25 protein-coding genes are annotated in these 26958 nt (G+C 62.3%); 12 read left to right on the top strand and 13 right to left on the bottom strand.

Going from position 1 to position 26958, the window contains the following annotated elements:
* Window positions 1–53: 53 nt before the first annotated feature.
* Window positions 54–2477 carry a Hint domain-containing protein gene (locus tag BWR18_RS05060; protein WP_076626995.1) on the bottom strand — a complete coding sequence of 808 codons (2424 nt, stop codon included), beginning with the start codon at window positions 2475–2477 and terminating at the stop codon, window positions 54–56.
* Between the two features lie 377 nt (window positions 2478–2854).
* Here BWR18_RS05060 and ctaD point away from each other — a divergent pair, with 377 nt between their 5' ends.
* Window positions 2855–4528 (top strand): cytochrome c oxidase subunit I, encoded by a 1674-nt coding sequence (ctaD, locus tag BWR18_RS05055; protein WP_076626994.1) that lies wholly within the window; start codon window positions 2855–2857, stop codon window positions 4526–4528.
* An 83-nt stretch (window positions 4529–4611) separates the two neighbouring features.
* On the opposite strand, the gene BWR18_RS05050 is transcribed toward ctaD, so the two are convergent.
* A complete protein-coding gene (locus BWR18_RS05050) occupies window positions 4612–4971 on the bottom strand; it encodes a hypothetical protein (RefSeq protein ID WP_157598655.1) in 360 nt (119 codons plus the stop codon).
* Between the two features lie 206 nt (window positions 4972–5177).
* Here BWR18_RS05050 and BWR18_RS05045 point away from each other — a divergent pair, with 206 nt between their 5' ends.
* The 3 genes from BWR18_RS05045 to BWR18_RS05035 all read left to right on the top strand — a co-directional run bounded on the left by BWR18_RS05045 (window position 5178) and on the right by BWR18_RS05035 (window position 7795).
* Window positions 5178–6254 (top strand): helix-turn-helix transcriptional regulator, encoded by a 1077-nt coding sequence (locus BWR18_RS05045; protein WP_076626992.1) that lies wholly within the window; start codon window positions 5178–5180, stop codon window positions 6252–6254.
* 355 nt (window positions 6255–6609) lie between these two features.
* Window positions 6610–7224, top strand: coding sequence for a peptidoglycan-binding domain-containing protein (locus tag BWR18_RS05040; RefSeq protein WP_076626991.1), 615 nt, complete (start codon window positions 6610–6612; stop codon window positions 7222–7224).
* Window positions 7225–7312: 88 nt separating this feature from the next.
* Complete coding sequence (locus BWR18_RS05035; protein WP_076626990.1) at window positions 7313–7795, top strand: DUF2244 domain-containing protein; 483 nt, start codon at window positions 7313–7315, stop codon at window positions 7793–7795.
* Window positions 7796–8011: 216 nt separating this feature from the next.
* On the opposite strand, the gene BWR18_RS05030 is transcribed toward BWR18_RS05035, so the two are convergent.
* Window positions 8012–8479, bottom strand: coding sequence for a GatB/YqeY domain-containing protein (locus BWR18_RS05030; RefSeq protein WP_076626989.1), 468 nt, complete (start codon window positions 8477–8479; stop codon window positions 8012–8014).
* A gap of 205 nt (window positions 8480–8684) precedes the next feature.
* Between BWR18_RS05030 and carA the strand changes: the two genes are divergently transcribed.
* Complete coding sequence (gene carA, locus BWR18_RS05025; protein ID WP_076626988.1) at window positions 8685–9833, top strand: glutamine-hydrolyzing carbamoyl-phosphate synthase small subunit; 1149 nt, start codon at window positions 8685–8687, stop codon at window positions 9831–9833.
* A gap of 83 nt (window positions 9834–9916) precedes the next feature.
* Complete coding sequence (locus BWR18_RS05020) at window positions 9917–11827, top strand: glycosyltransferase (protein ID WP_076626987.1); 1911 nt, start codon at window positions 9917–9919, stop codon at window positions 11825–11827.
* On the opposite strand, the gene BWR18_RS05015 is transcribed toward BWR18_RS05020, so the two are convergent.
* A complete protein-coding gene (locus BWR18_RS05015) occupies window positions 11824–12477 on the bottom strand; it encodes a GntR family transcriptional regulator (RefSeq protein ID WP_076626986.1) in 654 nt (217 codons plus the stop codon). The genes BWR18_RS05020 and BWR18_RS05015 overlap by 4 nt on opposite strands.
* A 105-nt stretch (window positions 12478–12582) precedes the next feature.
* On the opposite strand from BWR18_RS05015, the gene BWR18_RS05010 reads away from it, so the two are divergent.
* Window positions 12583–13230: a pyrimidine 5'-nucleotidase gene (locus BWR18_RS05010; protein WP_076630131.1), complete on the top strand. Its 648-nt coding sequence runs from the start codon at window positions 12583–12585 to the stop codon at window positions 13228–13230.
* A 61-nt stretch (window positions 13231–13291) separates the two neighbouring features.
* Window positions 13292–14497 (top strand): UbiH/UbiF family hydroxylase, encoded by a 1206-nt coding sequence (locus tag BWR18_RS05005; protein ID WP_076626985.1) that lies wholly within the window; start codon window positions 13292–13294, stop codon window positions 14495–14497.
* A gap of 30 nt (window positions 14498–14527) precedes the next feature.
* Here the strand turns inward: BWR18_RS05005 and BWR18_RS05000 are convergent, their stop codons facing one another.
* The 3 genes from BWR18_RS05000 to BWR18_RS04990 form a co-directional block, all read right to left on the bottom strand.
* On the bottom strand, window positions 14528–15655 hold the full coding sequence (locus tag BWR18_RS05000; RefSeq protein WP_076626984.1) for an aminotransferase class V-fold PLP-dependent enzyme: 1128 nt from the start codon (window positions 15653–15655) through the stop codon (window positions 14528–14530).
* A 116-nt stretch (window positions 15656–15771) separates the two neighbouring features.
* Window positions 15772–16230 (bottom strand): Lrp/AsnC family transcriptional regulator, encoded by a 459-nt coding sequence (locus tag BWR18_RS04995; protein WP_076626983.1) that lies wholly within the window; start codon window positions 16228–16230, stop codon window positions 15772–15774.
* On the bottom strand, window positions 16227–16682 hold the full coding sequence (locus tag BWR18_RS04990; RefSeq protein ID WP_076626982.1) for an Lrp/AsnC family transcriptional regulator: 456 nt from the start codon (window positions 16680–16682) through the stop codon (window positions 16227–16229). Before BWR18_RS04990 ends, BWR18_RS04995 begins: the two co-directional genes overlap by 4 nt.
* Window positions 16683–16815: 133 nt before the next feature.
* On the opposite strand from BWR18_RS04990, the gene ilvC reads away from it, so the two are divergent.
* Complete coding sequence (gene ilvC, locus BWR18_RS04985; protein WP_076626981.1) at window positions 16816–17838, top strand: ketol-acid reductoisomerase; 1023 nt, start codon at window positions 16816–16818, stop codon at window positions 17836–17838.
* Between the two features lie 10 nt (window positions 17839–17848).
* Here the strand turns inward: ilvC and BWR18_RS04980 are convergent, their stop codons facing one another.
* Complete coding sequence (locus BWR18_RS04980; RefSeq protein WP_076626980.1) at window positions 17849–18532, bottom strand: ArsR/SmtB family transcription factor; 684 nt, start codon at window positions 18530–18532, stop codon at window positions 17849–17851.
* A gap of 71 nt (window positions 18533–18603) precedes the next feature.
* Between BWR18_RS04980 and BWR18_RS04975 the strand changes: the two genes are divergently transcribed.
* Genes BWR18_RS04975 through BWR18_RS04965 form a run of 3 tightly spaced genes read left to right on the top strand, consistent with a single transcriptional unit; the run spans window position 18604 to window position 20178 of the window.
* Complete coding sequence (locus tag BWR18_RS04975; protein ID WP_076626979.1) at window positions 18604–18927, top strand: NIPSNAP family protein; 324 nt, start codon at window positions 18604–18606, stop codon at window positions 18925–18927.
* The gene (locus BWR18_RS04970) at window positions 18924–19271 is read left to right on the top strand and encodes an antibiotic biosynthesis monooxygenase family protein (protein ID WP_076626978.1); all 348 of its coding nucleotides are present in this window, start codon (window positions 18924–18926) and stop codon (window positions 19269–19271) included. The genes BWR18_RS04975 and BWR18_RS04970 overlap by 4 nt, the downstream gene beginning before the upstream one ends.
* Window positions 19261–20178, top strand: a complete 918-nt coding sequence (locus BWR18_RS04965; protein WP_076626977.1) for a DMT family transporter — start codon at window positions 19261–19263, stop codon at window positions 20176–20178. The genes BWR18_RS04970 and BWR18_RS04965 overlap by 11 nt, the downstream gene beginning before the upstream one ends.
* A 49-nt stretch (window positions 20179–20227) precedes the next feature.
* Here the strand turns inward: BWR18_RS04965 and glmM are convergent, their stop codons facing one another.
* From glmM to BWR18_RS04940, 5 genes are all read right to left on the bottom strand, one after another.
* A complete protein-coding gene (glmM, locus tag BWR18_RS04960; protein WP_076626976.1) occupies window positions 20228–21574 on the bottom strand; it encodes a phosphoglucosamine mutase in 1347 nt (448 codons plus the stop codon).
* A gap of 1 nt (window position 21575) precedes the next feature.
* Window positions 21576–22553 (bottom strand): dihydropteroate synthase, encoded by a 978-nt coding sequence (gene folP, locus BWR18_RS04955; RefSeq protein WP_076626975.1) that lies wholly within the window; start codon window positions 22551–22553, stop codon window positions 21576–21578.
* A complete protein-coding gene (locus BWR18_RS04950) occupies window positions 22553–23482 on the bottom strand; it encodes a dihydroneopterin aldolase (RefSeq protein ID WP_076626974.1) in 930 nt (309 codons plus the stop codon). The genes folP and BWR18_RS04950 overlap by 1 nt, the downstream gene beginning before the upstream one ends.
* Window positions 23483–23575: 93 nt before the next feature.
* A complete protein-coding gene (locus BWR18_RS04945; protein ID WP_076626973.1) occupies window positions 23576–24217 on the bottom strand; it encodes a cell wall hydrolase in 642 nt (213 codons plus the stop codon).
* Between the two features lie 155 nt (window positions 24218–24372).
* Window positions 24373–26949, bottom strand: coding sequence for a putative PEP-binding protein (locus tag BWR18_RS04940; RefSeq protein ID WP_254684933.1), 2577 nt, complete (start codon window positions 26947–26949; stop codon window positions 24373–24375).
* Between the last annotated feature and the right edge of the window lie 9 nt (window positions 26950–26958).

Below are 26958 nucleotides of genomic sequence, written 5' to 3'. Positions count from 1 at the left end.
TTTTGTTGGGGCTCTACTCCAGACACCGAAGTGTTTTTCGCCAGAAGAAGACATCAAGTCAGCATGCCTGCAAGCGCGCGCGCTTCGTACCCTTTCATGACCGGGCGGACACAGCGGCTTGCGCAAATCAGGAGTTCCGGGAACAGGCGCGCGATTTCCATCGCCACGGCCCCTTCCTCTGCGTCGCCATATTCGGCTGCCTCGACCGCTTCGCGGGTCAGGTGGAAGCTTTCTGTGGGTGCGCCTTCGGCATAGATCACCTCATGCCGATCCATCAGGATATGGTAGTAGGTGATGCGCGGTCTGGGCGCGCGATAGATCAGATCACCGCGCACAAGGTTGACCGCACCCACCAGCACTTCGTCCGCACCAAAGAGCATCTGTGCCCGCCAATCCGCGATCAGCATCCGGTGCGCAGGTGACACAAGCAGGTCCCGCGCATTGCCAAGCGCACCTGCAGAGATATGGACCGGCGCCAATGTACCCATCGCATCCACAGAACGCCGCAACACGGCCCGCACAGGCCGGTCGCCATTGTCCCAGGTGCGCAACCGCATGCCGCGGCGCAACCCGTCGACCGGAACCGACCCCTCGGTCGTCTCGATCAGGGCACCTTTGGTGAAACAGGCCACGTTGGTGTTGTCAAAGGTCAGATCGCCCCCGGTCACACCCGTCATGGTGATCGACCCGCCCAAACCGGTATTGTCGCCGAAATCGCCGACCGACTGGTTCAGAACACCGTCATCCGCGAGGTCCGCACGCAGCTCGAAAATATTGGTGTAATAAGTGCTCAGGTCGATGAAATCGTTGTTGGTCTGATCGCCGTCGCTGATCGTGCCGGTGTTGCCCGCATTGAAATCGGTGATGACATCGTCGCCATCACCGGAATTGAACACGTAGGTGTCGTCGCCCGCCCCGCCGGTCAGCGTGTCATTCCCGGTGCCGCCCTCAAGCGTGTCGTTGACCGTGTCCACCCGCACGACCGAGAAATTGTCGATCGCAAAACTCTCGTTCGTGATGCTGGAATTCAGCGTGCTGCCAAGGCCAAGCGTCAATTCGGCTGGCGCATCCGTGATCGTGATCACGACGTTCATGATCGTGTCTTGGGAATTTGACACGCCGCCGGACGTATATCCCAACTCGCCCGTTTGCGTGTTGGTGAAGTCGATGGTGTAGGTTGCCCCGTCGGCGCTCACGAAACTCTGGCTCGCGGGCGACGATGTATCCCCCGCCTGGTGCGAAAACCGCACCTCCTCACCGTTGAGTGTGATCACAAAGTCTTCGCCGTCCCAGCTGTCGAGCAGCAGGGCGTCGAATTCCACCTGCACCTCTTCGGAATCGGCACCCAGCTCAAACGTGCGTTCAGTCGCCACAACGCCATCGGTGGCACCAAAGCGGCCGAGCGACGTGCCCAGGTTCGGATCGGATTCCGTTGTACTGTTCGACCAGCCACTGGCGCCGGATTCAAAATCATCTTCAAAAAGTGTTGTGCTGTCGGACCCGTCATCGCCCACCAGCACGTCCGCACCGCCGCCACCGACAAGGCTGTCAGCGCCCTGCTCGCCCAAAAGCGTGTCGCTGCCGCCTCCACCCTCAAGCGTGTCGTCACCCGATCCACCACTCAGGGTGTCGGAACCGCCATTGCCCGACACGTTGTCGGCGCCGCTGCCGCCATCGACGCTGTCATTGTCCGCCCCGCCCGACAGCGTATCATTGCCGCCATCACCGGTGATTGTGTCATCCCCGGCGCCGCCGTCGATCACATCGTCGCCTTCAACCCCGGCGGGCGTGCCCGTGACCGAGTATTCCGGCCCCGGCGGCACCCCGATCATCGGGGACGTCAGAAGGTTTTCGCTGCTATTGCCGGTGTCCGGCCCACTGATCGTCGCCGACAGCGTATCGCCGCCCTGGTTTTCCCAATACCGGATCTGGATCGTATACGTCTCGTTCGGATCAAGCGTTACATCGCCAAAACGGGTTGTAGTCCCCTGGTGAAAGTCGTTGTTCAGATAGTCCAGCGTGCCGCCGGTCTGGTTGTTGAACTGGACAGGATTGCCACTGGAGTCAAAAATCTGAATCGTCGACCCATCATCCGAAGACGTGGTCAGCCGATACGTCCCGCCGCTCGTTACATTCAAAGTGCTGGTATAGATCACCCCGAAGTCCTCGGGGTTGCCCGTTGTGCCGCGCACCGTGTTGGTCAGGCCACCTTCGTTGAAATCGGTGACATATCCCGATGCCGTCCGTGTGCCGCTTTCGATGTCAAAGGCCTGCCCGGCGGAAGATGAGAAGTTGAAGTCGAACGTCTCGAAATGCCACGCGCCTTCGACCGGCCCGTCGCCGGACAGAACATCCGCCCCCGCGCCGCCCGTGATGGTATCACTGCCAAAGGCGCCGGTCAGCGTGTCCGCCCCGCTGCTGCCAGAGATCGCCTGACTGTCCTCTGTGCCCGGGTTCGTGTTGTCGTTCGTTGCCATTATCCTGCACTCGATATCGGATGCGCCGGGGCGCGTTTCTGTCAGGAATGGCGGTGGAATCGGGCTTAACAAGGGATGAAAAGCGCCCTTGGACGTCCCATAATGAGGCCATTCCGCGGCATTGCGTCAATTTTTGGAAACAATACCGCAATACACGTTTTAAGGGTATCACGGAAAAACACGGCCTGCACCCCCGCAACCGAGCGTGACCAAACGTTACCGGCAGTGTGCAGCATGTTTCACACGCGACAATTCATCCCGGCCATTCGCCGCATCTTCCATTGATGCGCACGTGGCAAAACTCTAGAACCATTCAAGAATCCGCGCATGGAACGGGAACCCCGTGTGCGAAGCAACTAACAGCCAGGAGGCACCGCATGGCAGACGCAGCCATTCACGGGCAAGAGCACGAAGACGAACGGGGCTTTTTCACCCGTTGGTTCATGTCCACCAACCACAAAGATATCGGGATCCTATACCTGATCACCTCGGCCTTCGTCGGCTTCATCTCGGTCGCATTCACCGTATACATGCGCCTCGAGCTGATGGACCCGGGCGTTCAATATATGTGTATGGAAGGCGCGCGCCTGACAGCCGCAGCCGCGGGCGAATGTACCCCCAACGGCCACCTCTGGAACGTGCTGATCACGGGCCACGGCATCCTGATGATGTTCTTCGTCGTGATCCCGGCACTCTTTGGCGGGTTCGGCAACTATTTCATGCCCTTGCAGATCGGCGCGCCTGATATGGCGTTCCCCCGCATGAACAACCTGTCCTTCTGGCTTTACGTCGCGGGCACCACGCTGGCGGTCTGCTCCGTCCTCGCACCGGGCGGCAACGGCCAGTTGGGCTCCGGCGTCGGCTGGGTTCTCTATCCACCGCTGTCGACCAACGAACAGGGCATGTCGATGGATCTCGCCATCTTTGCGGTCCACGTCTCGGGTGCCTCTTCGATCCTGGGCGCGATCAACATGATCACGACCTTCCTGAACATGCGCGCGCCCGGCATGACATTGTTCAAGGTGCCTCTGTTTTCCTGGTCGATCTTTGTCACATCGTGGCTGATCCTCCTGTCTCTGCCGGTTCTGGCGGGTGCGATCACCATGCTGCTGATGGACCGCAACTTCGGCTTCACCTTCTTTGACCCAGCCGGTGGCGGTGACCCCGTGCTCTACCAGCACATCCTGTGGTTCTTTGGCCACCCGGAGGTCTACATCATCATCCTGCCGGGCTTCGGCATCATCAGTCACGTGATCGCCACGTTCAGCCGCAAGCCCATCTTCGGCTATCTGCCGATGGTCTGGGCGATCATCGCGATCGGCGCCTTGGGCTTCGTCGTTTGGGCGCACCACATGTACACGGTCGGCATGTCGCTGAACCAACAGGCCTACTTCATGCTGGCCACTATGGTGATCGCCGTGCCCACGGGGGTGAAGGTATTCAGCTGGATCGCCACCATGTGGGGCGGCTCGGTCGAGTTCAAGACACCCATGCTCTGGGCCTTCGGCTTCCTGTTCCTCTTCACCGTGGGTGGGGTCACAGGCATCGTGCTGAGCCAAGCCGCAGTGGACCGCTATTACCACGACACATACTACGTCGTGGCGCACTTCCACTACGTGATGTCGCTGGGCGCCGTCTTCGCCATCTTTGCGGGGATCTACTTCTACTTTCCCAAGATGACGGGCCGCATGTACCCCGAATGGGCAGGCAAGCTGCACTTCTGGACCATGTTCATCGGTGCCAACATCACCTTCTTCCCGCAGCACTTCCTGGGCCGCCAGGGCATGCCGCGCCGCTACATCGACTACCCTGAGCAGTTCGCATACTGGAATGCCTGGTCGTCCTGGGGCGCGTTCCTGTCCTTCGCCTCGTTCCTGTTCTTCTTCGGTGTGATCGCCTACTCGCTGCTGCGCGGCGCCAAGGTGACCGAGAACAACCCCTGGAACGAATATGCCGACACGCTGGAATGGACCCTGCCCAGCCCGCCGCCGGAACACACGTTCGAAATCCTGCCCAAGCAGGAAGACTGGGACAAGCAGCCCTCGCACTAAGCGACGGACTGACCTGAAAAACCAAAGGGCTCCGGTGGCGACCGGGGCCCTTTTTCATTTGCCGTACCGAGCCCGGAGGCGGATCACCGAACGATGAAAAGTATCTCGTCGCCAAAAACCTCGACACGTTCCCGCCCTGGGCTGGTCGCGACAAAAATAAGCTCCACGGCCGGCGTATCGCCATTGCAGGCCCCGCTGCGCCGCACGCCGGGCTTGCCGTGTTGAACCCGTCCTGTTGTCAGCGCCGCATTGATCCGTTCAGCCGACCGCTTCATGCGCGCCTGCGTCGGCAACTGACCACATTCTCCGCGATGGCCATGCACTATCATCGCCTGCCCGACGTTCAAACGCACCCGGTCCTTGAACGCGATCCGATTGGACGCGTCGGCATATGCGATGGCTCCGATCGACACGGCAAGCGCCCCTGCAAGACAGGCTGGCACGTACCTCTTTACCCCTGACATCATATCATTTCCTTCTGTTTACATCGTAACTGCAACGGCCTTGCCGTCCCCGGAACGCTAATCAAGATGCCCGGCGCTGCCCCCATCAGAATTGAGGGGGCCGTTCAGAGACGGCGCATGGTCCAGTCCGATGACACACGCACAACGTTTCGCTACACTGCGCAGAGGGGTCTGGGGGATCTGGTATGTCTTTTGAACAGGACGTTGCGCGGCTCTACAACGCGGCCTTCGATGATGCAGCACTCGCTGCTTCACTTGTTGATCTTGCCCGACACAACCATTCCAGTGTGCTGAACTTTCTGGCCTTCGACGCGCAGAGCGGAGCGCCTGTAGCCGGCATCACGAGCGGAGATCCGTCAATAGATGCCGAATTCCGCACCAACTGGGCACATCGCGACAAACGTATCGTACGGGGGCTTGCGCAACCTCGGGACCGGGTTTGGCACCAGGCCGATCTTTATACAGATGATGAACGCCGGACATGTCCGGTCTACAATGAGTGGCTCAAATCGCATGATGCCCAGGCGGGCATGGGTATTATGACACATGCCGGGCCACACCTGTTACTGTGCAGCACAGCCTTCCGACCCGAAAACCTCGGTAACTACACCAAAGCCGAAGTACGGATGTGGGAAACGCTTCACCTCCATCTGATGGCGATTGTCCGGCTGAGGCAACAATTTGTTGACCGAACATTTGCCCACCACAAGAGCACCGCCGACATGCAGCAAATGCTCTACCTGGATCGAGACGGACAAGTCATAGACAGCACGACCGCGGCACGGCGCTTCATCGCCGACACACCAGAGCTGTCCTTGCAATTCGGCCGGTTGTTTCTTGGGCGGAACCAGCTGACACGCGCCTTCGACATGCGCGTGCAGAACGTGCTGGCGGGTGATCCTGTGCTGCCGCTTGCTCTGCGCACGCTCGGCAATCGCCCCGTCGTGTCGATTGACATACTCCGTGCCGTCCCTGCGCCGTTCAACAGCCTGGGCACACGCCATGCCGAAGTAATGGTGGTGCTGAAAAATCTTCAATCCCCAATATGCGCCGATCCAAGGGAGGTCGCCGAAGTCTTCGGGCTCACACCGACCGAAGCCGAAATCGCCTGCGCGCTCGCACGCGGTGACACGCCCTCCGCAATTGCCCGACAACGCAACCGCGCGCTCAGCACCGTCCGGTGGACAATCAGGAACATTCTGGACAAGCTTGAACTGAACCGCACCTGCGACCTGCGGGCGTTGATCAACGGTTGCTCTTAAACGAAGACGCGGCCACCCCCGGTACCAGCACACAGTGCAGACCACCTTATTTCTTCTGGCTGAAAGTACCTCGGGGGCTGGGGGGCTGGCCACCCGGCCAATCGCCGATCACCCGGGCCAAAACCCGCAAAACAGCAGTATCACACGCGTTGTTATGCAATATCACGTAACAAAATTGGGCCATCCCCCGCCCACACACCTGCCAAAACGCGCAGATCACCGCCACCGCGCGCGCGAGGGGTACAAACCACCTTCCCCGGCACAGCACCCGGCCCATATGCAGATACCATAACAGCCTGCGACACCGTGCTGCCTGAACATCCCGGCGTCAGGCCATTTGAAGAAAGGAGCAGTCATGCTGTCCAAAACACTCATCTCCGCCGCCATCGCGGCCGCGCTCGCCCTTGTCCCCGCCACCCGTGCCGCGGCAGACAGCCGCGACTTCATCGCAGGGGCCATCATCGGCGGCATCGGCGGCGCGATCATCAACAACGAAGTGCGTAAGAACAAAGCGCGTCAAGCCGCGCGGCAGCGCGCCGTCGCCCCGCGCACCTATGCCACGCAGCCCCGCGCCTACCGCGCCCCGGCCAAGAAGACATACCGCCCTTCCATTCCGGCAACACCCGAAGGACGCGAGATCCAATCCTCGCTCAACTATTTTGGCTTTGACGCGGGCACGATCGACGGCAAGGTCGGGTCGCGCACCCGCGACGCCATCGCCGACTACCAGCGCTATATGGGCTACGAGGGCACCGGTACGCTGACCAGCTTCCAGCAGCACCTGCTGACGTCGGCTTATTTTCGCGCCGAAGCAGGCGGCAACCGTACCTTCCAGGACATCGCATCGCATCCCGACGGCACACGCGGGCTGCTCAAGATCTACCGCGAAGATCTGGCCACAGGCAGCACAAGCGAGCGTACCCTGCGCCCCGAACCGTCGGCTGCGACGACGGAGTTCACAGACCTGTAAATGACCCGAGTAAGCGGGGCGACGCAGCGGTGCCGCCCCGCGACATCCTGCCCTTCGACTTCGTGCATGTCCGGCGTATAACGATGGCATGCCGTATCGCTGGACATCACCGCCCGACGCGCAGGTGCAGGAACTGCACCTCTGGCCGCACAACTCTCTGCCCCAGCGGGGCATGGCGGCCTTTGTTCTGGCCACCTTCACCCTGATCCTGATCCCCGCCCTGCCGCTTCTGGGCAGCGTCGTGCTGTGGGGCCTCTTGCCGTTTGTCATGGGCGCGGTCTGGGCCATGTATTTTGCCCTGCGCCGCAACCGACGTGCGCGCCAGATCATTGAGGTGTTGACGCTCGACGCAGATGACACGCACCTCACCCGGACAGAGGCAAATGGCCGGGTCCAGGAATGGGACTGCAACCGCTACTGGACGCAAGTCACCAAATACGACGATGAGGGGCCTGTACCCCATTACGTCACTCTCAAGGGCAAGGGGCGCGAGGTCGAGATCGGAGCTTTCCTCAGCGAGGAAGAGCGGATCGCGCTCTACGATGAACTGCTGCGCGCGCTGCGCCGTTGACCAGCGTTACCAGCGCAATTTCGACCACTTGACCAAACACCCATTTTCCGTGTGAAAATGTGTAGTTTCCGCAAAACGGCGCCGAAACGACCGGTTTGGCGCTTTGCGGAGTGCGCAATTCCCCCGCCAAAAACCGCAGTTTACGCCGCGCGGGCGCGCCGCGATGCCACTGAAGAGCGGCCATTGACGGCCTTTAACACATCGCGCGCTGCCCGCTCAGGACGCGGCGCAAAGCCGATCCTTGACCATCGGGCCGACGGCGCCGAAATCCATCTGGCCGGTGTACTTGGACTTCAGCACGCCCATCACCTTGCCCATGTCACGGATGCTGTCGGCGCCCACTTCGGCAATGGCCTCATCCACCGCCTTGGCGGATGCCGCGTCGTCCAGTTTCTGCGGCAAAAACTCCTCGATGACCGTCGTCTCGGCCATCTCCCGCTCGGCCAGGTCCAGCCGCCCGCCCTCTTCATAAGTCTTGGCGCTTTCCTTGCGTTGCTTGACCATTTTGCCAAGGATCGCAAGGACTTCGCCCTCGCCCACCCCATCATCCTGACCGGCGGCACGGGCGTCGATATCCTTGTCCTTTATCGCGGCATTGATCAGCCGCAATGTCGACAACCGGTCTGCATCCTTGTCTTTCATGGCCTGCTTGAGCGCGGCCGAAATCTTGGTGCGCAAATCCATTTGATGTCCATCCCCATGGCACGTGTTGAATGCGTAAACTAGGTCATACGCCCGGTTGTGGCAAGGGCACGAAAGCCGCGTAAGATGCTGTTTTCATTACACAAAGTAAATTGATGAACAGGCTTGACCAATGCCTGCGCCCACACTAGTTTCCGCGCAATTTGCCTGCACCCACCTGTCTTTGCCCGCATCAGGAAGCCCCGCCATGACCCCTGCCAAACCGACCGCCTGCCTCGCCCTCGCCGACGGAACTCTCTTTTACGGTCAAGGGTTTGGCGCCACCGGACAGACCGAAGCTGAGCTCTGTTTCAACACCGCCATGACGGGCTATCAGGAAATCATGACCGACCCGTCCTATGCCGGGCAGGTCGTAACTTTCACCTTCCCGCATATCGGCAATGTCGGCGTGAACCCTGAAGATGACGAAACCGGTGATCCCGTGGCCTCCGGCATGGTGGTCAAGTGGATGCCGACCGACCCGTCGAACTGGCGCGCCGCACAGGACCTGTCACGCTGGCTGGCAAGCCGCGGCCGCATCGCCATCGGCGGTGTGGACACGCGCCGTCTGACCCGCGCCATCCGGCAGGCCGGGGCGCCACATGTCGCCCTCGCACACAACCCAGACGGCACATTTGACATCGAAGCGCTGGTTGCATCTGCCCGTAGCTTCGCCGGTCTGGAGGGGATGGACCTGGCCAAAGACGTCACCTGCGCGCAGTCCTACCGCTGGAACGAAAAACGCTGGGCCTGGCCCGACGGCTACACGCCCCAAACCGATCCCAAGTTCAAAGTGGTCGCGGTCGATTACGGCGCCAAACGCAACATCTTGCGGTGCCTCGCCTCTGCCGGGTGCGACGTCACCGTCCTGCCCGCAACGGCTACGGCCGACGACGTCATGGCTCACAACCCCGACGGCGTGTTCCTGTCAAATGGCCCCGGCGACCCTGCGGCGACAGGTGAATACGCCGTGCCGATGATCCGCAACGTGCTGGAGAAGGACCTGCCCGTCTTCGGCATTTGCCTGGGCCATCAGATGCTGGCCCTCGCCCTTGGCGCCAAAACGGTCAAGATGAACCACGGTCACCACGGCGCCAACCATCCGGTCAAGGATCTGGAGACCGGCAAGGTTGAAATAACTTCCATGAATCATGGCTTTGCCGTGGATGCACAAACCCTGCCCGACGGTGTGGTCGAGACTCACACTTCCCTGTTCGACGGCTCGAATTGCGGCATCCGGGTCGAAGGCAAACCGGTCTATTCCGTGCAATACCACCCGGAGGCCAGCCCTGGCCCGCAGGACAGCTACTACCTGTTCGAGCGCTTTGCGGAGGCCATGGCCTCCCGAACAGGTTGAATCTTAGCGATAAACGCACAACCTTAACCACTTGTTAACCACGGATTGCGATGGGTGAAGGGCCCTGATTTCAGGACCCTTTTATGAGTGATCCGCTCTTACGCTTGTCATCGCCGCAGCCGGTTGCGCGGCGGTCGCGTCCCGCAGTCCCTGTGGGACGGCAATTGGTGAATGCGGGGCTGATCAACCAGACAACTCTGCTCGACGCCCTCAGCAAGCAACATCGGCTCGATGCGCCGCTGGGCGAAATTCTGGTGGCGGACGGACATGTAGATCCAAGCGATGTGCTGGATGCACTGGCGGTCCAACACGATGCCGACCGAGTCGACCTGAACGTTGATCCGCCGAGCCCGCTGATGGCGCAGGCTGTTCCGGTTCATCTGTGCCAAAGTTTCGGCGTGGTGCCCTGGCGGTGGATCGGCAACACGCTGCTTGTGGCCACGACGCGCCCGGACCGCTTGGCGGATCTGGCGCGCGCGCTTGATCAACCTGCCTGGGCCGTGCTGCCGGTGCTGGCCCCCATCGACCAGATTCACGACCAGATCACCGCAATTTATGGCGCGGGTCTGGCACACAAGGCCGCGCACAAAGTGCCAGAGGCTCTGAGTTGCCGGACTTGGACACCGCGGAAAAATGCGCGCAGCGTGGCGATCTGGATCCTGTTTGCGCTCCTGTTACTCAGCGTCATGTACCCGGCCTGGGCCGCAACACTCGCGATCGGTTGGGCGGTTCTGACCCTTGCGATGACGACGGGCTTGAAACTGGCAGCACTTGCAGCACGGTTGATGTACCACATCCCGGCACAGACCGAACCAATGCCACCGCAGCTGCCGGAACGTTTGCCGCGCGTTTCTGTCCTGGTGCCCCTCTTCAAGGAAGAGCGCATTGCCGAGGCGCTGATCAAGCGGCTGTCCCGGTTGACCTACCCAAAGGCGCTTCTGGATGTTGTGCTGGTGCTCGAGGCCAAGGACAACGTTACCCGCTCCACACTCGCCCGGACCAAACTGCCCCAGTGGATGCGCGTGATCGAAGTGCCCGACGACGGCACCATCACCACCAAGCCGCGCGCCCTGAACTATGCGCTCGACTTCTGCAAGGGCGACATCATCGGCGTCTGGGATGCCGAAGACGCACCCGAACCGGATCAGATCGAAAAGGTGGTCGCAAAGTTCGCCGCTGCCGCGTCAGACGTGGCGTGTCTGCAAGGGATGCTGGACTACTACAATGCCCGGCACAACTGGCTCGCGCGCTGTTTCACCATCGAATATGCAAGCTGGTGGCGCCTTGTCCTGCCGGGCGTTGAGCAGCTTGGCATGGTCCTCCCGCTCGGCGGCACGACCCTGTTCTTTCGCCGCGACATCCTTGAAGAGCTTGGCGGGTGGGACGCTCACAACGTGACCGAGGACGCCGATCTGGGCCTGCGCCTGGCGCGGCGCGGATACCGGACCGAGCTGATCCGCACCGTCACCTATGAAGAGGCCAATTGCCGGGCGTGGCCCTGGGTCAAGCAGCGCTCGCGCTGGCTCAAGGGCTATCTGATCACCTATTGCGTGCACATGCGCAAACCCGGCGCGCTGTTGCGCGACCTGGGATTCAAACGGTTCTGCGGCGTGCAGGCGATGTTCCTCGCCACCGTCTCGCAATTTGCCGCCCTGCCGCTCCTGTGGAGTTTCTGGCTGCCCGCCGCCGGGCTACCGCACCCGGTGATCATCACACTTGGGCAGGCCGTAGTCTGGCCCATCGCCATCTTCTTTATCCTAGCCGAGCTGTTAAACTTGGCCATCGGCATGATGGCCGTGTCGGACCGGCACCACCGGCACCTGATGCCCTGGGTCCTCACGCTGCCCTTCTATTTCCCGCTGGCTGCCATCGCCAGTTACAAGGCGCTTTACGAGATGGTCTGCGCGCCGTTCTACTGGGACAAGACACAGCACGGGACGGCCACGGGTGACATCGTGCGTCCCCTGCATTGCGAAGACGGAAAGATGCCCTAGGCTTCGTCGCGCCGTGTTTCAGCGTCCTGTTTCAGACGCGTCATGAATGCGACCGAGATGTGGTCGCGCAGTGCCTGCCCCGCCTCACCTTCGTTCTTGGCCTCGATCGCACGGACGATGCGGTCATGCTCTTCCTGCGCAATACGGGTCCGTCCGTCCGCAGCCAGCGACGTCGTAGCCATCAGGGCCATGGTGCGGTGCACAAGATCCAGTTGCTGCACCAGATAACGGTTGTGCGAGGCAAGATGGATCTGCGTGTGAAACCGCCGATTGGCGCGGGCCAGAGCAGGCGGGTCGTTGACCAGCGCATTGTCGGCCTCGACCATCTCGCGCAGGATGCGCACCTCCTCTGCCGTCGCATGCTGCGCAGCAAGCGATGCGGCCAACCCTTCAAGCTCACGCCGCACGACGTAAAGCTCGGACATCTGGTTGTGATCCAGCGACGCCACGATCAGGCTGCGCCCGTCGCGCGACAAGAGCGATTGGGTTTCAAGTCGCTGCAACGCCTCGCGCACGGGCGTGCGGGACACGCCGAACCGTTCGGCCAATTCACTCTCCACCAGCCGGTCACCGGGGCGATAGGTTCCGATGTCAATCGCCTCGAGGATCATGGAATAGGCGTCGGTGTTGTTGGGGCGTGGGGCAGGCATGTCATCTTCGCAAGTCGTTGTTTTTCAACACCGTAGTGCGGGCACCCCGTTTCGCGCAACCCCAAGCGCTTGCAGATGGGCGCGGCACGCCCTATGCCCGGCGCCATGCCAGCCGCCGATTTCACACATGTCCGCACGTGGGTCTTTGACCTCGACAACACGCTCTACCCGCCGTCCGTGCGCCTGTTCGACCAGATTGAAGTGCGCATGGTGGCATATGTCATGAATGCCCTGAACGTCACGCGGGCCGAAGCCGACCGTCTGCGTGTGCACTACTGGCACACCCATGGCACGACGCTTGCCGGGCTGATGCGGGAACATGATCTCGACCCACTGCCGTTCCTCGACGATGTACACGACATCTCGTTCGATCAGCTGACGCCCGACGCAGACCTCGCCGCCCGGATCCGCGACCTGCCGGGGCGCAAGATCATCTATACCAACGGCTGCGCGCCCTATGCCGAACGGGTGCTTGCGGCGCGAGGGCTGACCGGGCTCTTCGACGCCACCTACGGCGTGGAGCATGCCGATTTCCAACCCAAGCCCGAGCGTGCCGCCTTTGCCCGCGTGTTTGGCCGCGATGGGTTGGCACCGGAAGAGGCCGCGATGTTCGAGGATGAGCCGCGCAATCTGGCCGTGCCACACGACATGGGTATGCGCACGGTGCATGTGGCCCCGGCCCGCGCCGACGGCGACCATATCCACCACCACACCGACGACCTCGGTGCCTTTCTGGCCCGGTTGACAGGGTAGGACAGGATGCCGCCTTGGCCGCGCAGCAGGGCAGCATAGGTTGCAGACGCGGAGGCACGACATGACCCAAACCTGTGACATTCTGATTTCCGGCGGCGGCATCGCCGGGCTGACAGCGGCGGCGGCCTTCGGAACGGCCGGGTTTGACGTGATCTGCGTCGATCCGAAACCGCCTGTGATAGACCACGATGCGGACGGCGCCGACATGCGCACCACGGCGATGCTGCAACCGGCCCGCGCGCTTCTGGACAGCGCGGGCGTCTGGGATGAGCTGGCGCCCCATGCCGCCGCCCTTGAGGTGATGCAGATAGCAGATGCCGCGACCGAAACGGATGCTGTACGCGAGGTCAAAGCATTTCGCGCTTCGGACGTGTCCGAGATGCCCTTCGGCTGGAACTTCCCGAACTGGCGGCTGCGGCGCGAATTGCTGGCCCGCCTTGATACGCTTCCGAGTGTCGATTTCCGCCCCGGCACCGGCACCACCCGTTTCCTGGGCCGCACAACAGAAGCGCGCGTAGGGCTGAGCGATGGCACATCCGTCAAGGCCCGCCTCGTGATCGCCGCCGATGGGCGCAACTCGCCCATGCGGCAGGCCGCTGGGATCGGCGTCACCACACGGCGCTATGGGCAAAAGGCGCTCGCCTTTGCTGTGACCCACCCGATCCCACACGACCATGTCTCGACCGAGGTCCACCGCACCGGCGGCCCCTTCACCCTCGTCCCCCTGCCCGACCGCGACGGCATGCCCTGCTCTGCCGTTGTCTGGATGGATGACGGGCCAAAGTCCGTCGCGCGGATGGCGCTGGACACAGACGCGTTCGAGGCTGAGATGACCGAGCGCAGCTGCCACATCCTCGGCCCGTTGACATTGGCCTCGCCCCGCTCCATCTGGCCTATCATCAGCCAGATCGCAGAGCGGCTGAACGGCACGCGACTGGCCCTGATCGCCGAAGCGGCACATGTCGTGCCCCCTATAGGCGCCCAAGGGCTGAACATGTCGCTAGCGGACACGTCCACCCTGCTCGATCTGGCGGTTGCCAATCCCGACACTCTGGGCGACGCCCGGATGCTCGATGCCTACCACGCGGCCCGCTACCGCGACATCCGCATGCGCGTGACAGGCATCGACCTTTTGAACCGCACGAGTCAGGCAACATCACCGCTGGCCCGCGACGCGCGCGCAATGGGGCTGAAAGCGCTGCACGAGATCGCCCCAGTGCGCAAAACGCTGATGAAACTGGGTCTCGGCGTGCAAGCGGCCAGCTAAGGCGGAGGACACCTCCGCCTTACGATTGGCCTACAGCACCTGATCCACCACACGGCGCAAGCGGGCGGCCGTACCATCAACGTCATAGAGTTTGTCGAGACCAAAAAGCCCAAGCCGGAACGTCCGAAAATCGGCAGGCTCATCACATTGCAACGGCACACCTGCGGCGATCTGCATGCCCTCTGCCGCGAACCGTTTGCCGGTCTGGATATCCGGGTCAGAGGTATAGCTGACCACAACGCCTGGCGCGCCATAGCCGTCCGCAGCCACAGATGTGACGCCTTTTTCTGCTAACATCGACCGAACCGCGCCGCCCAATGCCCACTGCGCGTCCTTCAGCTTGGCAAACCCATACGCCTGCGTCTCTTTCATCGTATCGCGGAAATCGCGCAACGCGTCCGTAGGCATTGTAGCGTGGTAGGCATGCCCACCCGCCTCATAGGCCGCCATGATCTGATGCCATTTCTTCAGGTCGATGGCGAAACTGTCCGACGTCGTCTCCTCCATCCGCGCCACGGCACGGTCGGACAGCATGACAAGGCCCGCGCACGGCGATGCGCTCCACCCTTTCTGTGGGGCAGAGATCAGCACATCGACACCCAGAGCGCGCATATCCACCCAAGCACAGCCCGAGGCGATGCAATCCAGCACCATCAGCGCGCCGACCTCATGCGCGGCTTTGGACATCGCCGCAATGTAATCATCCGGCAGGATCACGCCCGCGCTGGTCTCGACATGCGGAGCAAAGACGACATCCGGCTTCTGCTCGCGGATCGCCTCGACCACCGTGTCGATGGGCGCAGGGGCAAAGGGCGACGGCGCCGCATTGCCGGTCTGGCGTGCCTTCAGCACAGTGGTATTTGCGGTCAGCCCACCCGTCTCGAAAATCTGACTCCAACGATAGGAAAACCACCCGTTGCGCACGACCAGCACGTCGGCACCGCGGCCAAACTGACGGGCCACAGCCTCCATCCCAAAGGTACCGCCGCCCGGCACGATCACCACGGCATCCGCAGCATAAACCTCTTTCAGCATGGCTGAAATGTCGTTCATCACACCCTGAAAGGCGGAACTCATGTGATTCAGCGAACGGTCGGTGAACACGACGGAAAATTCTTCGAGCCCCTGCGGGTCAACGGTATCAAGCAAAGCAGGCATGACGGTGTCCTTTCTTCTTTGCGCAGGACATAGCGGCTTGGGTGCGTGGGAACAAAGCCTATCACGGTATACATTCGCGGCAGTGCAGCGACCGGTGCCGCCTATGGGAAACCTTGTCAGCCGATGGGCCCCGGTCTGCGCTCTTCGCTCAGCAAAACGTTGGCCTCAACCTCACCCGCGCCCGGCAGCGTCATGATACGGCGGCGCAGGACACGTTCGAAATCCGGCAGGTCACGAGCGACAACACGCAGACGGTAATCATAAAGACCCAGCACATGCTCAACCGTCTGGACTTCGGGAATTGCAGACACGGCTCGCTCGAAATCCTCAAGGCTCACCCGCCCTTTGGTCGCCAGCTTTACACCCAGAAAGACGGTTACACCGAATCCCAGCTTCTCGGCATCAAGGCGCAGCCGTTGGCTCCGGATCACCCCGACCTCTCGCAACCGCTTGATCCGACGCCACGCCGCAGGCTGCGACAGCCCGCACGCACGGCCAATCGCCCCAGCCCCCTGCCCTGCATCCTCGGCCAGCAACCGCAGGATCGCGAAGTCGGTGTCATCCAGATCATTCACAGCGGCAGCGCCTCATCGCTTTTGATCCGGGCAACATGCATCAGCGCCTCGATATCCGCGATATGCGGCAGGGTCAGAATACGACTGCGATAAAGGTGCTGGTAGTGCGCCATATCCCGCGCGATCACGGACAGGCGCACATCCACCCGGCCCAGAAAGGTCTGGATTTCGATCACCTCTGGCACCGCGCGCGCAGCGACAATAAACTCATCAAAAGCGCGGGATTGTGTCTTGTCCAAGGTCACGCGCAACGACACCTCAACAGCGTAACCCAACGCGCCCCAATCGATGACTGCCTGCACCCCCTTGACCACACCCGCTTCACGCAGTTTAGCCTGCCGCCGGGTCAACTGCCCGGGGCTCACGCGCGCCCGTTCCGCCAATTCCGCAGGTGCCAACGACGGGTCGGCTTGCCATTGGCGCAATACACGCCTGTCCGCATCGTCTAACATGATCTTGTCGCTTTTCTTTTATTTGACGAATGATCTAATCTTCACTTGGCCAAATAAACTCAAAATATAACGCTGACCAGCGACAACATCGTCCGTATAACGCGCCCCAGACACAAACTCCGGAGGGAACACCATGCGCGTATATTACGACCGCGATTGCGACATCAACCTGATCAAGGACATGAACGTGGCCATCCTTGGCTACGGCTCCCAAGGCCACGCCCACGCGCTGAACCTGCGCGACAGTGGCGCCAAGAACGTCGTCGTCGCCCTGCGCGAAGGTTCGGCATCGATTGCCAAGGCCGAAGGCGAAGGCCTGAAAACCATGGGCATCGCCGAAGCCGCCGCATGGGCCGATCTGATCATGTTCACAATGCCCGACGAGTTGCAGGCCGAAACCTACAAGAAGTACGTCCATGACAACATCCGCGAGGGTGCAGCGATTGCGTTTGCCCACGGTCTGAACGTGCATTTCGGCCTGATCGAGCCCAAGGAAGGCATCGACGTGGTCATGATGGCGCCCAAGGGCCCCGGCCACACCGTGCGCGGCGAATATGTCAAAGGCGGCGGCGTGCCCTGCCTTGTGGCCGTGGACAAAGACGCATCCGGCCGCGCCCTGGAAATCGGCCTGAGCTACTGCTCCGCCATCGGCGGTGGCCGCTCGGGCATCATCGAGACGAATTTCCGCGAAGAATGCGAGACAGACCTCTTCGGTGAACAGGCCGTGCTCTGCGGCGGCCTCGTGGAACTGATCCGCATGGGCTTCGAAACATTGGTCGAGGCGGGCTATGCCCCCGAGATGGCCTATTTCGAGTGCTTGCACGAAGTGAAGCTGATCGTGGACCTGATCTACGAAGGCGGCATCGCCAACATGAACTACTCGATCTCGAACACCGCCGAATATGGTGAGTATGTCTCCGGCCCCCGCGTGTTGCCCTATGACGAGACCAAGGCGCGGATGAAAGCGATCCTGACCGACATCCAAACGGGTAAATTCGTGCGTGACTTCATGCAGGAAAACGCGGTCGGCCAACCCTTCTTCAAAGGCACCCGTCGGATCAACGACGAACACCAGATCGAAGCCACGGGCGAAACCCTGCGCGGCATGATGCCCTGGATTTCAGCCGGTAAAATGGTTGACAAATCAAAGAACTAAACTTGGCTCTTCATGTTTCCGGAAAGGCCGCTGCAAAAGCGGCCTTTCCTTTTTCCGACAGCAGAACCGCCCGGCTACCCGGATCCCGGCGCATCCATCCCTGTTCCTCCATCCGGGTCAGCATGGCACGGCCCAGCGAGCCTGCGAGATGATTGCGCCGCTCTGACCAGTCGAGGCACGTCCGGCACAGACGCGTCCGCCCCGTTTCCAATGCAGCCAGGTCAATACCAAACCCGGTGGCAAACATGCGACCGGTGTCGGTCAGCGCCACATCCTCTCCAGTCTCGGCCAGCAATCTGCGCCCAATCAAACTGCTGTACATCTGCACGCCCATCCGCCCGGCCAAGTGGTTGTAGCACACACGCGCCACCTGCATCTGCGCATCGCGCGGCCCCGTGCGCACCCGTGTGGCACCCCGCCGCGCGGCCAGCCCCATCAGCGCCTCCAGCACACCTGCAACTTCGGCATCCGCCAGATTGAAATACTTGTGCCGCCCCGACTTGCGAGGCGCGATCAACTCCGCTTCCGCCAGCTTGGACAAATGCCCACTGGCCGTCGACAGCCCCACACCCGCCTCCTCCGCCAGCTCAGATGCTGTCAACGCCCGCCCATCCATCAGCGCCGTCAGGATATTTGCCCGCGCCGGATCACCGATCAGCGCCGCAATGTGAGAAATATCTGGTCCTTCTTTCATAGTTTGACCGTAACCGAAGCATTCCCGTTCGTCAAAGTGCTAGGCAAATCCCTGCAACGAAAGGATCCCCCATGCTCACCTGCATCATCCAGTACCAGATCGACCCCACGAAACGCGCCGCCTTCGCCGAATACGGGGCACGCTGGGGCAAGTGCATCCCCCGCTGCGGCGCGGACCTCGTGGGATATTATGCACCGCACGAAGGATCATCCACCCTCGCCTACGGAATCTATCACATTGAAAACCTTGCCGCTTATGAGGCCTACCGCGCCCGCCTCGCGGCCGATCCACTGGGGCGCGAGAATTACCTGTTTGCACAATCTGAGAAATTCATTCTCAAGGAAGACAGGACATGGCTGCAAAACGTGTCCGCACTGCAGGGAGGCGCCACATGATCGCTGTCATCTTCGAAGTTTGGCCCAAGGACGGGCAACGCACACCCTATCTGAACCGGGCCGCCGCGCTGAAACACCATCTCAGCGACATCCCCGGCTTCATCTCGGTCGAGCGCTTCGAAAGCCTGATGGAACCCGGCAAACTGCTCTCCCTGTCCGTCTGGGAAGACGAAGCCGCGCTCGAACACTGGCGCAAACTGCCCGAACACCGCGATGCGCAGAGCGCGGGGCGCGACATCCATTTCGACAACTACCGACTGCGCGTGGCGGGTGTGATCCGCGACTACGGCATGACCGAACGCGATCAGACCCCTGCAGACAGCAAGGCCCTTCATGACCGCTAACCCAAAGATCACGGGCGCAAACTGGCTGATGGTCGCCACTTTGGGCTTTACCTGGGGTGGCACTTTCCTTGTCACCGAAATCGCGCTGCGCGGCATCACGCCCTTCTGGCTCGCGGCCGGGCGCATCTGTTTTGCTGCCGTGCTCATGGTGGCCATCTGGCAAGCCTCGGGTGGAAAACTGTTCAAGAGCCCCATGATATCAAGTACTTGGACCGCCCTCATCGCCATTGGCGCGTTCAGTTCCGCCATCCCCTTCATGCTGCTCGCCTGGGGACAGCAATACGTCACCTCGGGCTTCGCTGGCGTCTCCATGGCCTCGGTCGCCCTGATCGTGCTGCCCCTGGCGCATGTCTTCGTCCCCGGCGAACACATGACGCGGCGGCGCACCCTGGGGTTCATCATCGGCTTTGTCGGCGTCTGCATCCTGATCGGCGGCCAGGCATTCGAAGCAAGCGGCGCGCAACTGGAAACGGCAGGACGTATCGCCTGCGTCAGCGCAGCCTGTTGCTATGGCATCTCGTCCATCCTGATGCGGCGCCTGCCGCCCGTGGATCCTGTCGACCTCTCAACGGTCCTGCTGCTCATCGCCGCCTGCATCACCCTACCCGTAGCTTGGATCGTCGAAGGGCCCCCACCTCTTCCCGACACGGACACACTGATCGTCATCGCCTGCCTCGGCCTGATCCCGACAGCAGCCGCCAACATGCTGCGCGTGCTGGTCATCCGCAGTGCGGGCCCGGTGTTCATGTCGATCACGAATTACCAGGTCCCAGCCTGGTCCGTGGTCATGGGCGCCCTCATCCTGAACGAACCTCTCCCCCCGAGCCTCCTTTCGGCCATGCTCCTGATCCTCGGGGGTGTCGGCCTCAGCCAATACGGCGCGCTACGCAGGCTCTTTGCGCGCTGATCAATGGCTTCACTTGGCCAGAAGAACTCCCCCCGGAGGGCCGATCGGACTACTGCGCGACAACCGCTTCTACAGCACTCACGACGTGCTCAACACTGGCGTTCAACACCGCCTCGTCCTCACTCTCGGCCATCACGCGGATCAGCGGCTCGGTCCCTGATTTGCGGATCAGCAAACGCCCGTTGCCATTCAGTTGCCCCTCCGCCTCGGAAATCGCCGCCTGCACGCTGTCTACCTCAAGCGGGGCTTGCCCGGCCGCAAAACGCACGTTTTTCAAAAGCTGCGGCACCGGGTCAAAGACATGGAGCACCTCGCTCGCGCGCTTGCCCGATTGCACCAGCTCGGCGAGGAATTGCAGCCCCGCCATCAGACCGTCGCCCGTCGTGGCATAGTCGGTCATCACAATGTGGCCCGACTGCTCGCCGCCAAGGTTGAAGTCGCCCTGCCGCATCCGTTCGACCACATAACGGTCGCCCACGCTCGTACGTTCCAGGGCGACGCCATGCCCTTGCAAGAACCGTTCGAGTCCAAGGTTCGACATCACCGTCGCCACCAGCGCGTTGTTCTTCAACCGCCCCTCTGACGCCCAGCGGGCCGCCATCAGCCCCATGAACTGATCGCCATTGCCGACGCGCCCCTGCTCGTCCAGCAGGATCACGCGATCCGCATCGCCGTCCAGACAGATGCCGACATCGGCGCCATGGGCCACGACCGCTTCGGCGGCGGTTTGCGGGTGCATGGAGCCGCAGCCTTCGTTGATGTTGTGGCCGTTGGGTGACGTGCCCACGGGGATCACGGTCGCACCCAGTTCCCACAATGCCTCGGGCGCCACGCGGTAGGACGCACCATTGGCACAGTCCACGACGACCTTCAGACCGTCGAGCCGCATCTGCCGCGGAAACGAGGATTTCACCCGCTCCACATAGCGGAACCGCCCATCGTCAATCCGCTTGGCGCGCCCGATTGTCCCCGCGGGGACAGGGTCAACGCCTTGAGATACAAGGTTTTCTATTTCCGCTTCCGCAGCGTCACTCAGCTTGTAGCCATCGGGGCCAAAGAATTTGATGCCGTTATCATGGGCCGGGTTGTGGCTGGCCGAGATCATCACGCCCAGATCGGCGCGCATCGACCGGGTGAGCAAGCCCACCGCCGGCGTCGGCACCGGACCCAGCAGCAGAACATTCATGCCCGTACTGGTCAGCCCCGCCGTCAGCGCGTTTTCGAACATATAGCCCGACAGGCGTGTATCCTTGCCGATGACCACGCGGTGTACGCTGTCACCATCCCTGCGAAAGTACCGCCCCACTGCGGCGCCGATGCGCAGCGCCATCTCGGCGGTCATGGGGGCCACGTTGGCCGTGCCCCGGACGCCGTCCGTCCCGAAAAGCTTTGTCATGTCAGGGATGTGCCACAGACGCCCGCCACAGCGCAATGGCCTGCGCATGGTCGGCGACGTCATGCGCACGGATGATCTGCACGCCTTGGGCGATGGCGGCCAGGGCCACCGCAACCGAGCCCGGCGCACGGGCGGCAGGGTCGGGCGCGTTACCGATGGTGCCGATGAAGCGTTTGCGCGATGCGCCCAGAAGGATCTGCACGCCCAGGCTGTGGAACAAGCTAATGCGGTTCAGCAGGGCGAGGTTGTGGTTCAGCGTCTTGCCAAAACCAATACCGGGATCTGCGATGATCCGGTTCCGGGCAATGCCCGCAGCCTCCAAGATCTCGATCCGCTCAGCGAGGAAATCATACACATCCAGCAGGACATCATCGTAGGCTGGACTGTCCTGCATGGTCTGCGGGTCGCCCTGCGCATGCATGACGCAGACGGGCACGCCGCGCGCGGCGCACAGGGGCGCGAGGTCGGTATCGTAGGTGAAGCCCGAGACATCGTTGACGACGGTCGCACCCGCGTCCAGCGCCGCCGCGGCCACCGCAGCCTTGCGCGTGTCGATGGAAATGGGCGTGGTCACACCCGCCGCGCGCAGGTCGCGGATTACCGGAGCCGTGCGCGCGATTTCCTCGTCGATCTCCACGGTCTGCGCGCCGGGGCGGGTGCTTTCGCCGCCGATGTCCAGGATTCCAGCCCCCTGCCCGACCAGCGACTGCCCGTGTGCGACCGCATCACTGCGCGCATTGTGCTGCCCCCCATCCGAGAAGCTGTCGGGCGTGGTGTTCAGGATGCCCATGATCTGCGGTGCATCCCACGCGCGGTCAAAGGCGGCGCGTTCGGGCCCTGTCATTTCTGACGCAGGACGCACACACGGGTTAGCGGTGCGCGACAGTATCTCGATATGTGTAAACCAGCACGCGCCGCACATGACGGCCCCTTCAGGCACCGCTGGACCAACCTGCATCAACGGACGGATGTAGCGCATCAGAGCGTGGCCTGATCCACCGGGATCGCGCGCAAGGCCACAGGCGCATCCTTGGGACCGTCATCGCCGATCACCAGCATCTCGCGCACGTCGAAGGTGGCTGCGAACCATGAGGCGAGCGCCACCGCGTCCGCACCCTTGGCTGACGGTCCATCGACCGCATCCAGCACGATCTTGGACGGGGCCCAGACGCAGGCTTGCCCGTTCCGCATGGCCCAATCCAGCTCGGTCCGCGTGTCAACAACCTTGCACCGCGCATCGCGCGCCGCCAGCACCCAAGCGTTCTGTTCTATGGCCAGCAGGTCGATGCGGCGTTGCGCCAAAGGATGGCTGGCTTGCGGTGCGTCTATGTCGGCAGGGCCGACACAGAAAATCAGCGGGCGGCCCATGGCTTCAAGCTGGTCGATCCAGCCGCTCAGGTGTTCAGAGGTGATGGCCGCGTTCGACAGATACACCAGCTCGGGGTGCATCACGTCCTCTTCCAAATGCTCAGCTGCGACGGGCCGGGCGGTGCCACGGCTGCGCACGATCTCGACCCCCAGCGCACCGGGGCCGCGGTCCAGCTTTTCGATGCGGACAAAGACGCGCATCGCCTGCGGCTCCATCAGGATGCGGTCGGCGACACGTTCGGACAGGGTTTCCAGCAGGTTCAGACGCTCGGCGGCCAGTTCGTAGGTGATGGCTTCGGTCACTTTGTCATAGGACAGGATACGGTCCACATCGTCGTCGATTGGGCCGGTGAGCGGACGCACCTCGACCACGATGTTGAAGCAGATGCGTTGCGTCACGCCGCGCTCGGCCTGAAAAGCGCCGATCTCGACCTCGACGATATGGTCGCGAACCGAGATGCGGTCGAGCGGGGCGGAGGTCGCCGTCGCCTCTGACCGTTCGGACGGATGCGAAAAGGCGAGGCGGATTTCGGATGCCATGGGTGCGTGGCCTTTGCAGAAGAACTCGCGCCCTTCTAGCCAAGCTGTCCCTGCGGGACAGGGGCAAAGACGCCGCCCCAGCGCCCGAAAACGTCAGTTCGACGCGGTGCGGAACGTATGCCGGTAAAAGACGTGGACGCCGATGGCGGCCGTCCTGGTGTAGACCCGCGCCCAGCGGGGGCGCACCGCCGTCGTGTGGTAATGCGTCGCCCCCTTGGTCAAGTCGGGTGCGCGGCCATCCAGCACGGCGCGGGCCACCTTGGACACACGTTCGAACGCGCGCGGTTCGCGGATGGTTTCGGGGTTACCGTCGCAGGTGTAGGTGAACTGGCACTGGTATTTGCGCCCCGTCCCCTGATTGATCACACCGCACACGTTGTCGGGAAATCGTGCGCTGCGGACGCGGTTCATGATCACCTCGGCCACGGCAAACTGGCCCTTGACCGTTTCGCCCCGCGCTTCGAAATAAAGTGCTTCGCTCAGGCATTTCCAGTGCGCGCCACCCTGGGCCTTGGGCTGGCCATCCAGCCAACTGCGGGAAAAGGAGACATCCGTCGGTTGCGCGGGAGGCGTCAGCAGATCGCTCAACAGCGCTTGCGACACACCGCGCAGACCACGTGCTTCAGCCGCGCGCAACAGCTCGCCGGTTGCCGCCGCCTCATCGGTTTCGGATGCCGCAAGCGGAGAGCCCACGAGCATGCAGCTCGCCAGAAGCGCCTTCACCAAACTTCGCATTGATCAACCCCAGGATCATTCTTGATCCGGCGCATTTAGTAAAAATTGGCCTTGACGTCCAGTTTTCGAGCGATTTGGTCGCACATGGCCGCTATGCATCAGCGTAATATGGCTTGTTGTGACACACTGAATGCTGCGGAACCGCGAACCGCGAGCTACTTGATTTTGTGGGAAATTGCCAGTTGAGCGGAAGCCAGCCGAGCCACTGGGACCCGGAACGGAGAGCAGGAAACATAGTCGAATCCGGCGTTGCGGCAGAACGCGATTGATTCGGGATTACCCCCATGTTCCCCGCACAGAGACAATGTCACGTCCGGGCGCGCGGCGCGTCCGCGTTCCGATCCAAGCTGCAAGAGCTCGCCCACCCCGTCGATGTCCAGGGAATGGAACGGGTCCTCCACAAACACCTCTTGTCGGACATAGTCGGACATGAAACGCCCCGCATCATCGCGCGACAGACCGTAGGTCATCTGGGTGAGATCATTGGTGCCGAAAGACAAAAAGCTGCAATGCTGTGCGATATCACCGGCCCGCAAGGCCGCGCGTGGCGTTTCGACCATCACACCCAGCTTGTAGTCGAACGCCGCCCCGGCGGTCATAGCGACGGTAGTTGCCACCGCGTCCACACGTGCGCGCACCAGTTCAACCTCGCGCTTGGCGCTGACGAGGGGGATCATGATTTCCGGCACGACCGGATCGCCTTCGCTGCTGGCCTCGATCGTCGCCTCAAAGATGGCGCGGGCCTGCATCTCGTAAATCTCGGGCACCGTGACACCCAAACGCACCCCGCGCAGGCCGAGCATGGGGTTGTATTCCATCATCGCCTCGATCCGCCGGGTCACGTCGGAGAGCGGCAGGTTCAGCGCGTCCGCAAGCTCGCGTTGACCGTTCCGGTCGGTGGGCAGGAATTCATGCAGGGGCGGGTCGAACAGCCGGATGCAGACAGGTTTGCCCTGCATGATCTTGAAAAGCTGAATGAAATCTGCGCGCTGCATCGGCAGGAGCCGCGCCAGCACCGCGCGGCGGTCGTCGCTGGTGCTGGCAAAGATCATCTCGCGCATGACGGTGAGGCGACCGGGTTCGAAGAACATGTGCTCGGTGCGGCAGAGGCCGATGCCCTGCGCGTTGAAATTGCGCGCCGTCTGCGCGTCGGCGGGCGTATCGGCGTTGGCGCGGATGCCGATATCGCGTTCCGCATCGGCCCAGTCCATCAGGTCGGTGAACGCGTCATCGAGCGCCGCCTCCTGCATCTCGGGCGCGCCAAGCAGGATGGTGCCGTTGGTGCCGTCGACGGTCACGATGTCGCCCGCGTTGAGGACACGACCATCCTGCGTCATCAGCTGCCCCTTGCGAGTCTGAAAGCGCATGTCGCTGACGCCCACGACACAGGGCAGACCGATCCCCCGGCCAATCACGGCAGCATGGCTGGTGATGCCGCCCCGTTCGGTGATGACGGCGCTGGCGGCATGCATGCCTCGAATATCCTCTGGCGAGGTTTCGCGCCGCACGAGGATGCAATCCTCGCGCCGGGCGGCGCTGGCCTGTGCTTCGTTCGAGGAGAAGACCAAGCGGCCAGTAGCCGCGCCCGGGCTGGCGGCGATGCCGGAGCCCAGAATATCGCGCTTGGCATGGCGATCCACTTGCCTGTGCAGAAGCTCGTTCAGGGTGCGCGGTTCGATCCGCATGAGCGCCTCTTGTCGCGGGATGACGCCGTCCCGGGCAAGCTGGACAGCGATGCGCACCGCCGCCCGGGAGGACCGGGACACGCGGACGCCATCGAGGATGTGCAAGTACCCGTTTTCAATGGTGAATTCGACCTGCATCTCTTCGCGCAGCTTTACCCGCATCAGACGGGCATGGTCGACCAGTTGGGCAAAGGCGCCCGGCACCTGATCCTCGAGCGAAGGGCCGCGCGGGTCGCGGGTGATGAACAGGCTGTTGGCATCACGGCGCAGGGCGTCGCGCCCCTGGCTTTGCCGCAGGTAGCGCCCGGTGATCTGGGGCATACCGGTCTTGGAGGACACAAGCTGCAGCACGCCCGACCCGCTTTCGCCCTGCCCCACGCCGAACGCCATTTGCTGCACGACAAGCCCAAGGCCCGCATCGGCAGGCGCGCCCTTCGCCTGGCGCAAGAGACGGGCAGAGGTTCCCTCCCACGCGCGGGCCATGGATTTCAGAACGCCCGCCAGCTGCTCGGCCCGTGTGGCCGGGAAGGGCGTTTCGGTTTCGCGTTCATACGCCTCAAGCGTTTGCAGCAGGGCTTGCGGCCCCTCGCCCGTCACATCATCGAACATGTCGGGATCAAGCCGGTCCACATGGATCGCGTAGCTTTGCACAAAGCGGTTGTAGAGGGCGGAGACGGCATCCACGCCGAGCGTGCCGCACAGTGTCTCGAACCGCGTGTCGTTCATGCCGATGTTGAGGATGGCAGACGGGCCACCCCAATCGGGGTCCTCAGACGAGGGGCGCACGCATAGAAGCGCATCGTCCGGGAATTGATCGAGAATCGCCCGGATGTCCGGCAGGTGTCCGTTCGCAATATCGTGCACTGCGCTAAAGGACAGCGCGACGGTTGTAGGCACCGGCAGGTCAAGCCGCTTGAGGCGTTGCAAGCATTTCGCGCGCCCGCCATGCGTGTCGTTCGCGATGGGGGCGTCGGGCGTGACCAGCGTGGTGTTTGGATTATTCTGCACTGCGGCGATCCTTTCGCCGCGCACCATACCTTGTGACATTGGTGTGAC

This window comes from Tateyamaria omphalii (genome assembly GCF_001969365.1).
Classification (GTDB): Bacteria; Pseudomonadota; Alphaproteobacteria; order Rhodobacterales; family Rhodobacteraceae; genus Tateyamaria; species Tateyamaria omphalii_A.
Note: the sequence above shows the minus strand (reverse complement) of the source record. Positions and strands in the feature narration are given on the sequence as shown.

Excerpts from the sequence above, each read along its gene's own strand:
- BWR18_RS05060 (WP_076626995.1), bottom strand. The coding sequence starts at position 2,477 with ATGGCAACGAACGACAACACGAACCCGGGCACAGAGGACAGTCAGGCG.
- ctaD (WP_076626994.1), top strand. The coding sequence starts at position 2,855 with ATGGCAGACGCAGCCATTCACGGGCAAGAGCACGAAGACGAACGGGGC.
- BWR18_RS05045 (WP_076626992.1), top strand. The coding sequence starts at position 5,178 with ATGTCTTTTGAACAGGACGTTGCGCGGCTCTACAACGCGGCCTTCGAT.
- BWR18_RS05040 (WP_076626991.1), top strand. The coding sequence starts at position 6,610 with ATGCTGTCCAAAACACTCATCTCCGCCGCCATCGCGGCCGCGCTCGCC.
- BWR18_RS05035 (WP_076626990.1), top strand. The coding sequence starts at position 7,313 with ATGCCGTATCGCTGGACATCACCGCCCGACGCGCAGGTGCAGGAACTG.
- BWR18_RS05030 (WP_076626989.1), bottom strand. The coding sequence starts at position 8,479 with ATGGATTTGCGCACCAAGATTTCGGCCGCGCTCAAGCAGGCCATGAAA.
- carA (WP_076626988.1), top strand. The coding sequence starts at position 8,685 with ATGACCCCTGCCAAACCGACCGCCTGCCTCGCCCTCGCCGACGGAACT.
- BWR18_RS05020 (WP_076626987.1), top strand. The coding sequence starts at position 9,917 with ATGAGTGATCCGCTCTTACGCTTGTCATCGCCGCAGCCGGTTGCGCGG.
- BWR18_RS05015 (WP_076626986.1), bottom strand. The coding sequence starts at position 12,477 with ATGCCTGCCCCACGCCCCAACAACACCGACGCCTATTCCATGATCCTC.
- BWR18_RS05010 (WP_076630131.1), top strand. The coding sequence starts at position 12,583 with ATGCCAGCCGCCGATTTCACACATGTCCGCACGTGGGTCTTTGACCTC.
- BWR18_RS05005 (WP_076626985.1), top strand. The coding sequence starts at position 13,292 with ATGACCCAAACCTGTGACATTCTGATTTCCGGCGGCGGCATCGCCGGG.
- BWR18_RS05000 (WP_076626984.1), bottom strand. The coding sequence starts at position 15,655 with ATGCCTGCTTTGCTTGATACCGTTGACCCGCAGGGGCTCGAAGAATTT.
- BWR18_RS04990 (WP_076626982.1), bottom strand. The coding sequence starts at position 16,682 with ATGTTAGACGATGCGGACAGGCGTGTATTGCGCCAATGGCAAGCCGAC.
- ilvC (WP_076626981.1), top strand. The coding sequence starts at position 16,816 with ATGCGCGTATATTACGACCGCGATTGCGACATCAACCTGATCAAGGAC.
- BWR18_RS04980 (WP_076626980.1), bottom strand. The coding sequence starts at position 18,532 with ATGAAAGAAGGACCAGATATTTCTCACATTGCGGCGCTGATCGGTGAT.
- BWR18_RS04975 (WP_076626979.1), top strand. The coding sequence starts at position 18,604 with ATGCTCACCTGCATCATCCAGTACCAGATCGACCCCACGAAACGCGCC.
- BWR18_RS04970 (WP_076626978.1), top strand. The coding sequence starts at position 18,924 with ATGATCGCTGTCATCTTCGAAGTTTGGCCCAAGGACGGGCAACGCACA.
- BWR18_RS04965 (WP_076626977.1), top strand. The coding sequence starts at position 19,261 with ATGACCGCTAACCCAAAGATCACGGGCGCAAACTGGCTGATGGTCGCC.
- glmM (WP_076626976.1), bottom strand. The coding sequence starts at position 21,574 with ATGACAAAGCTTTTCGGGACGGACGGCGTCCGGGGCACGGCCAACGTG.
- folP (WP_076626975.1), bottom strand. The coding sequence starts at position 22,553 with ATGCGCTACATCCGTCCGTTGATGCAGGTTGGTCCAGCGGTGCCTGAA.
- BWR18_RS04950 (WP_076626974.1), bottom strand. The coding sequence starts at position 23,482 with ATGGCATCCGAAATCCGCCTCGCCTTTTCGCATCCGTCCGAACGGTCA.
- BWR18_RS04945 (WP_076626973.1), bottom strand. The coding sequence starts at position 24,217 with ATGCGAAGTTTGGTGAAGGCGCTTCTGGCGAGCTGCATGCTCGTGGGC.
- BWR18_RS04940 (WP_254684933.1), bottom strand. The coding sequence starts at position 26,949 with ATGTCACAAGGTATGGTGCGCGGCGAAAGGATCGCCGCAGTGCAGAAT.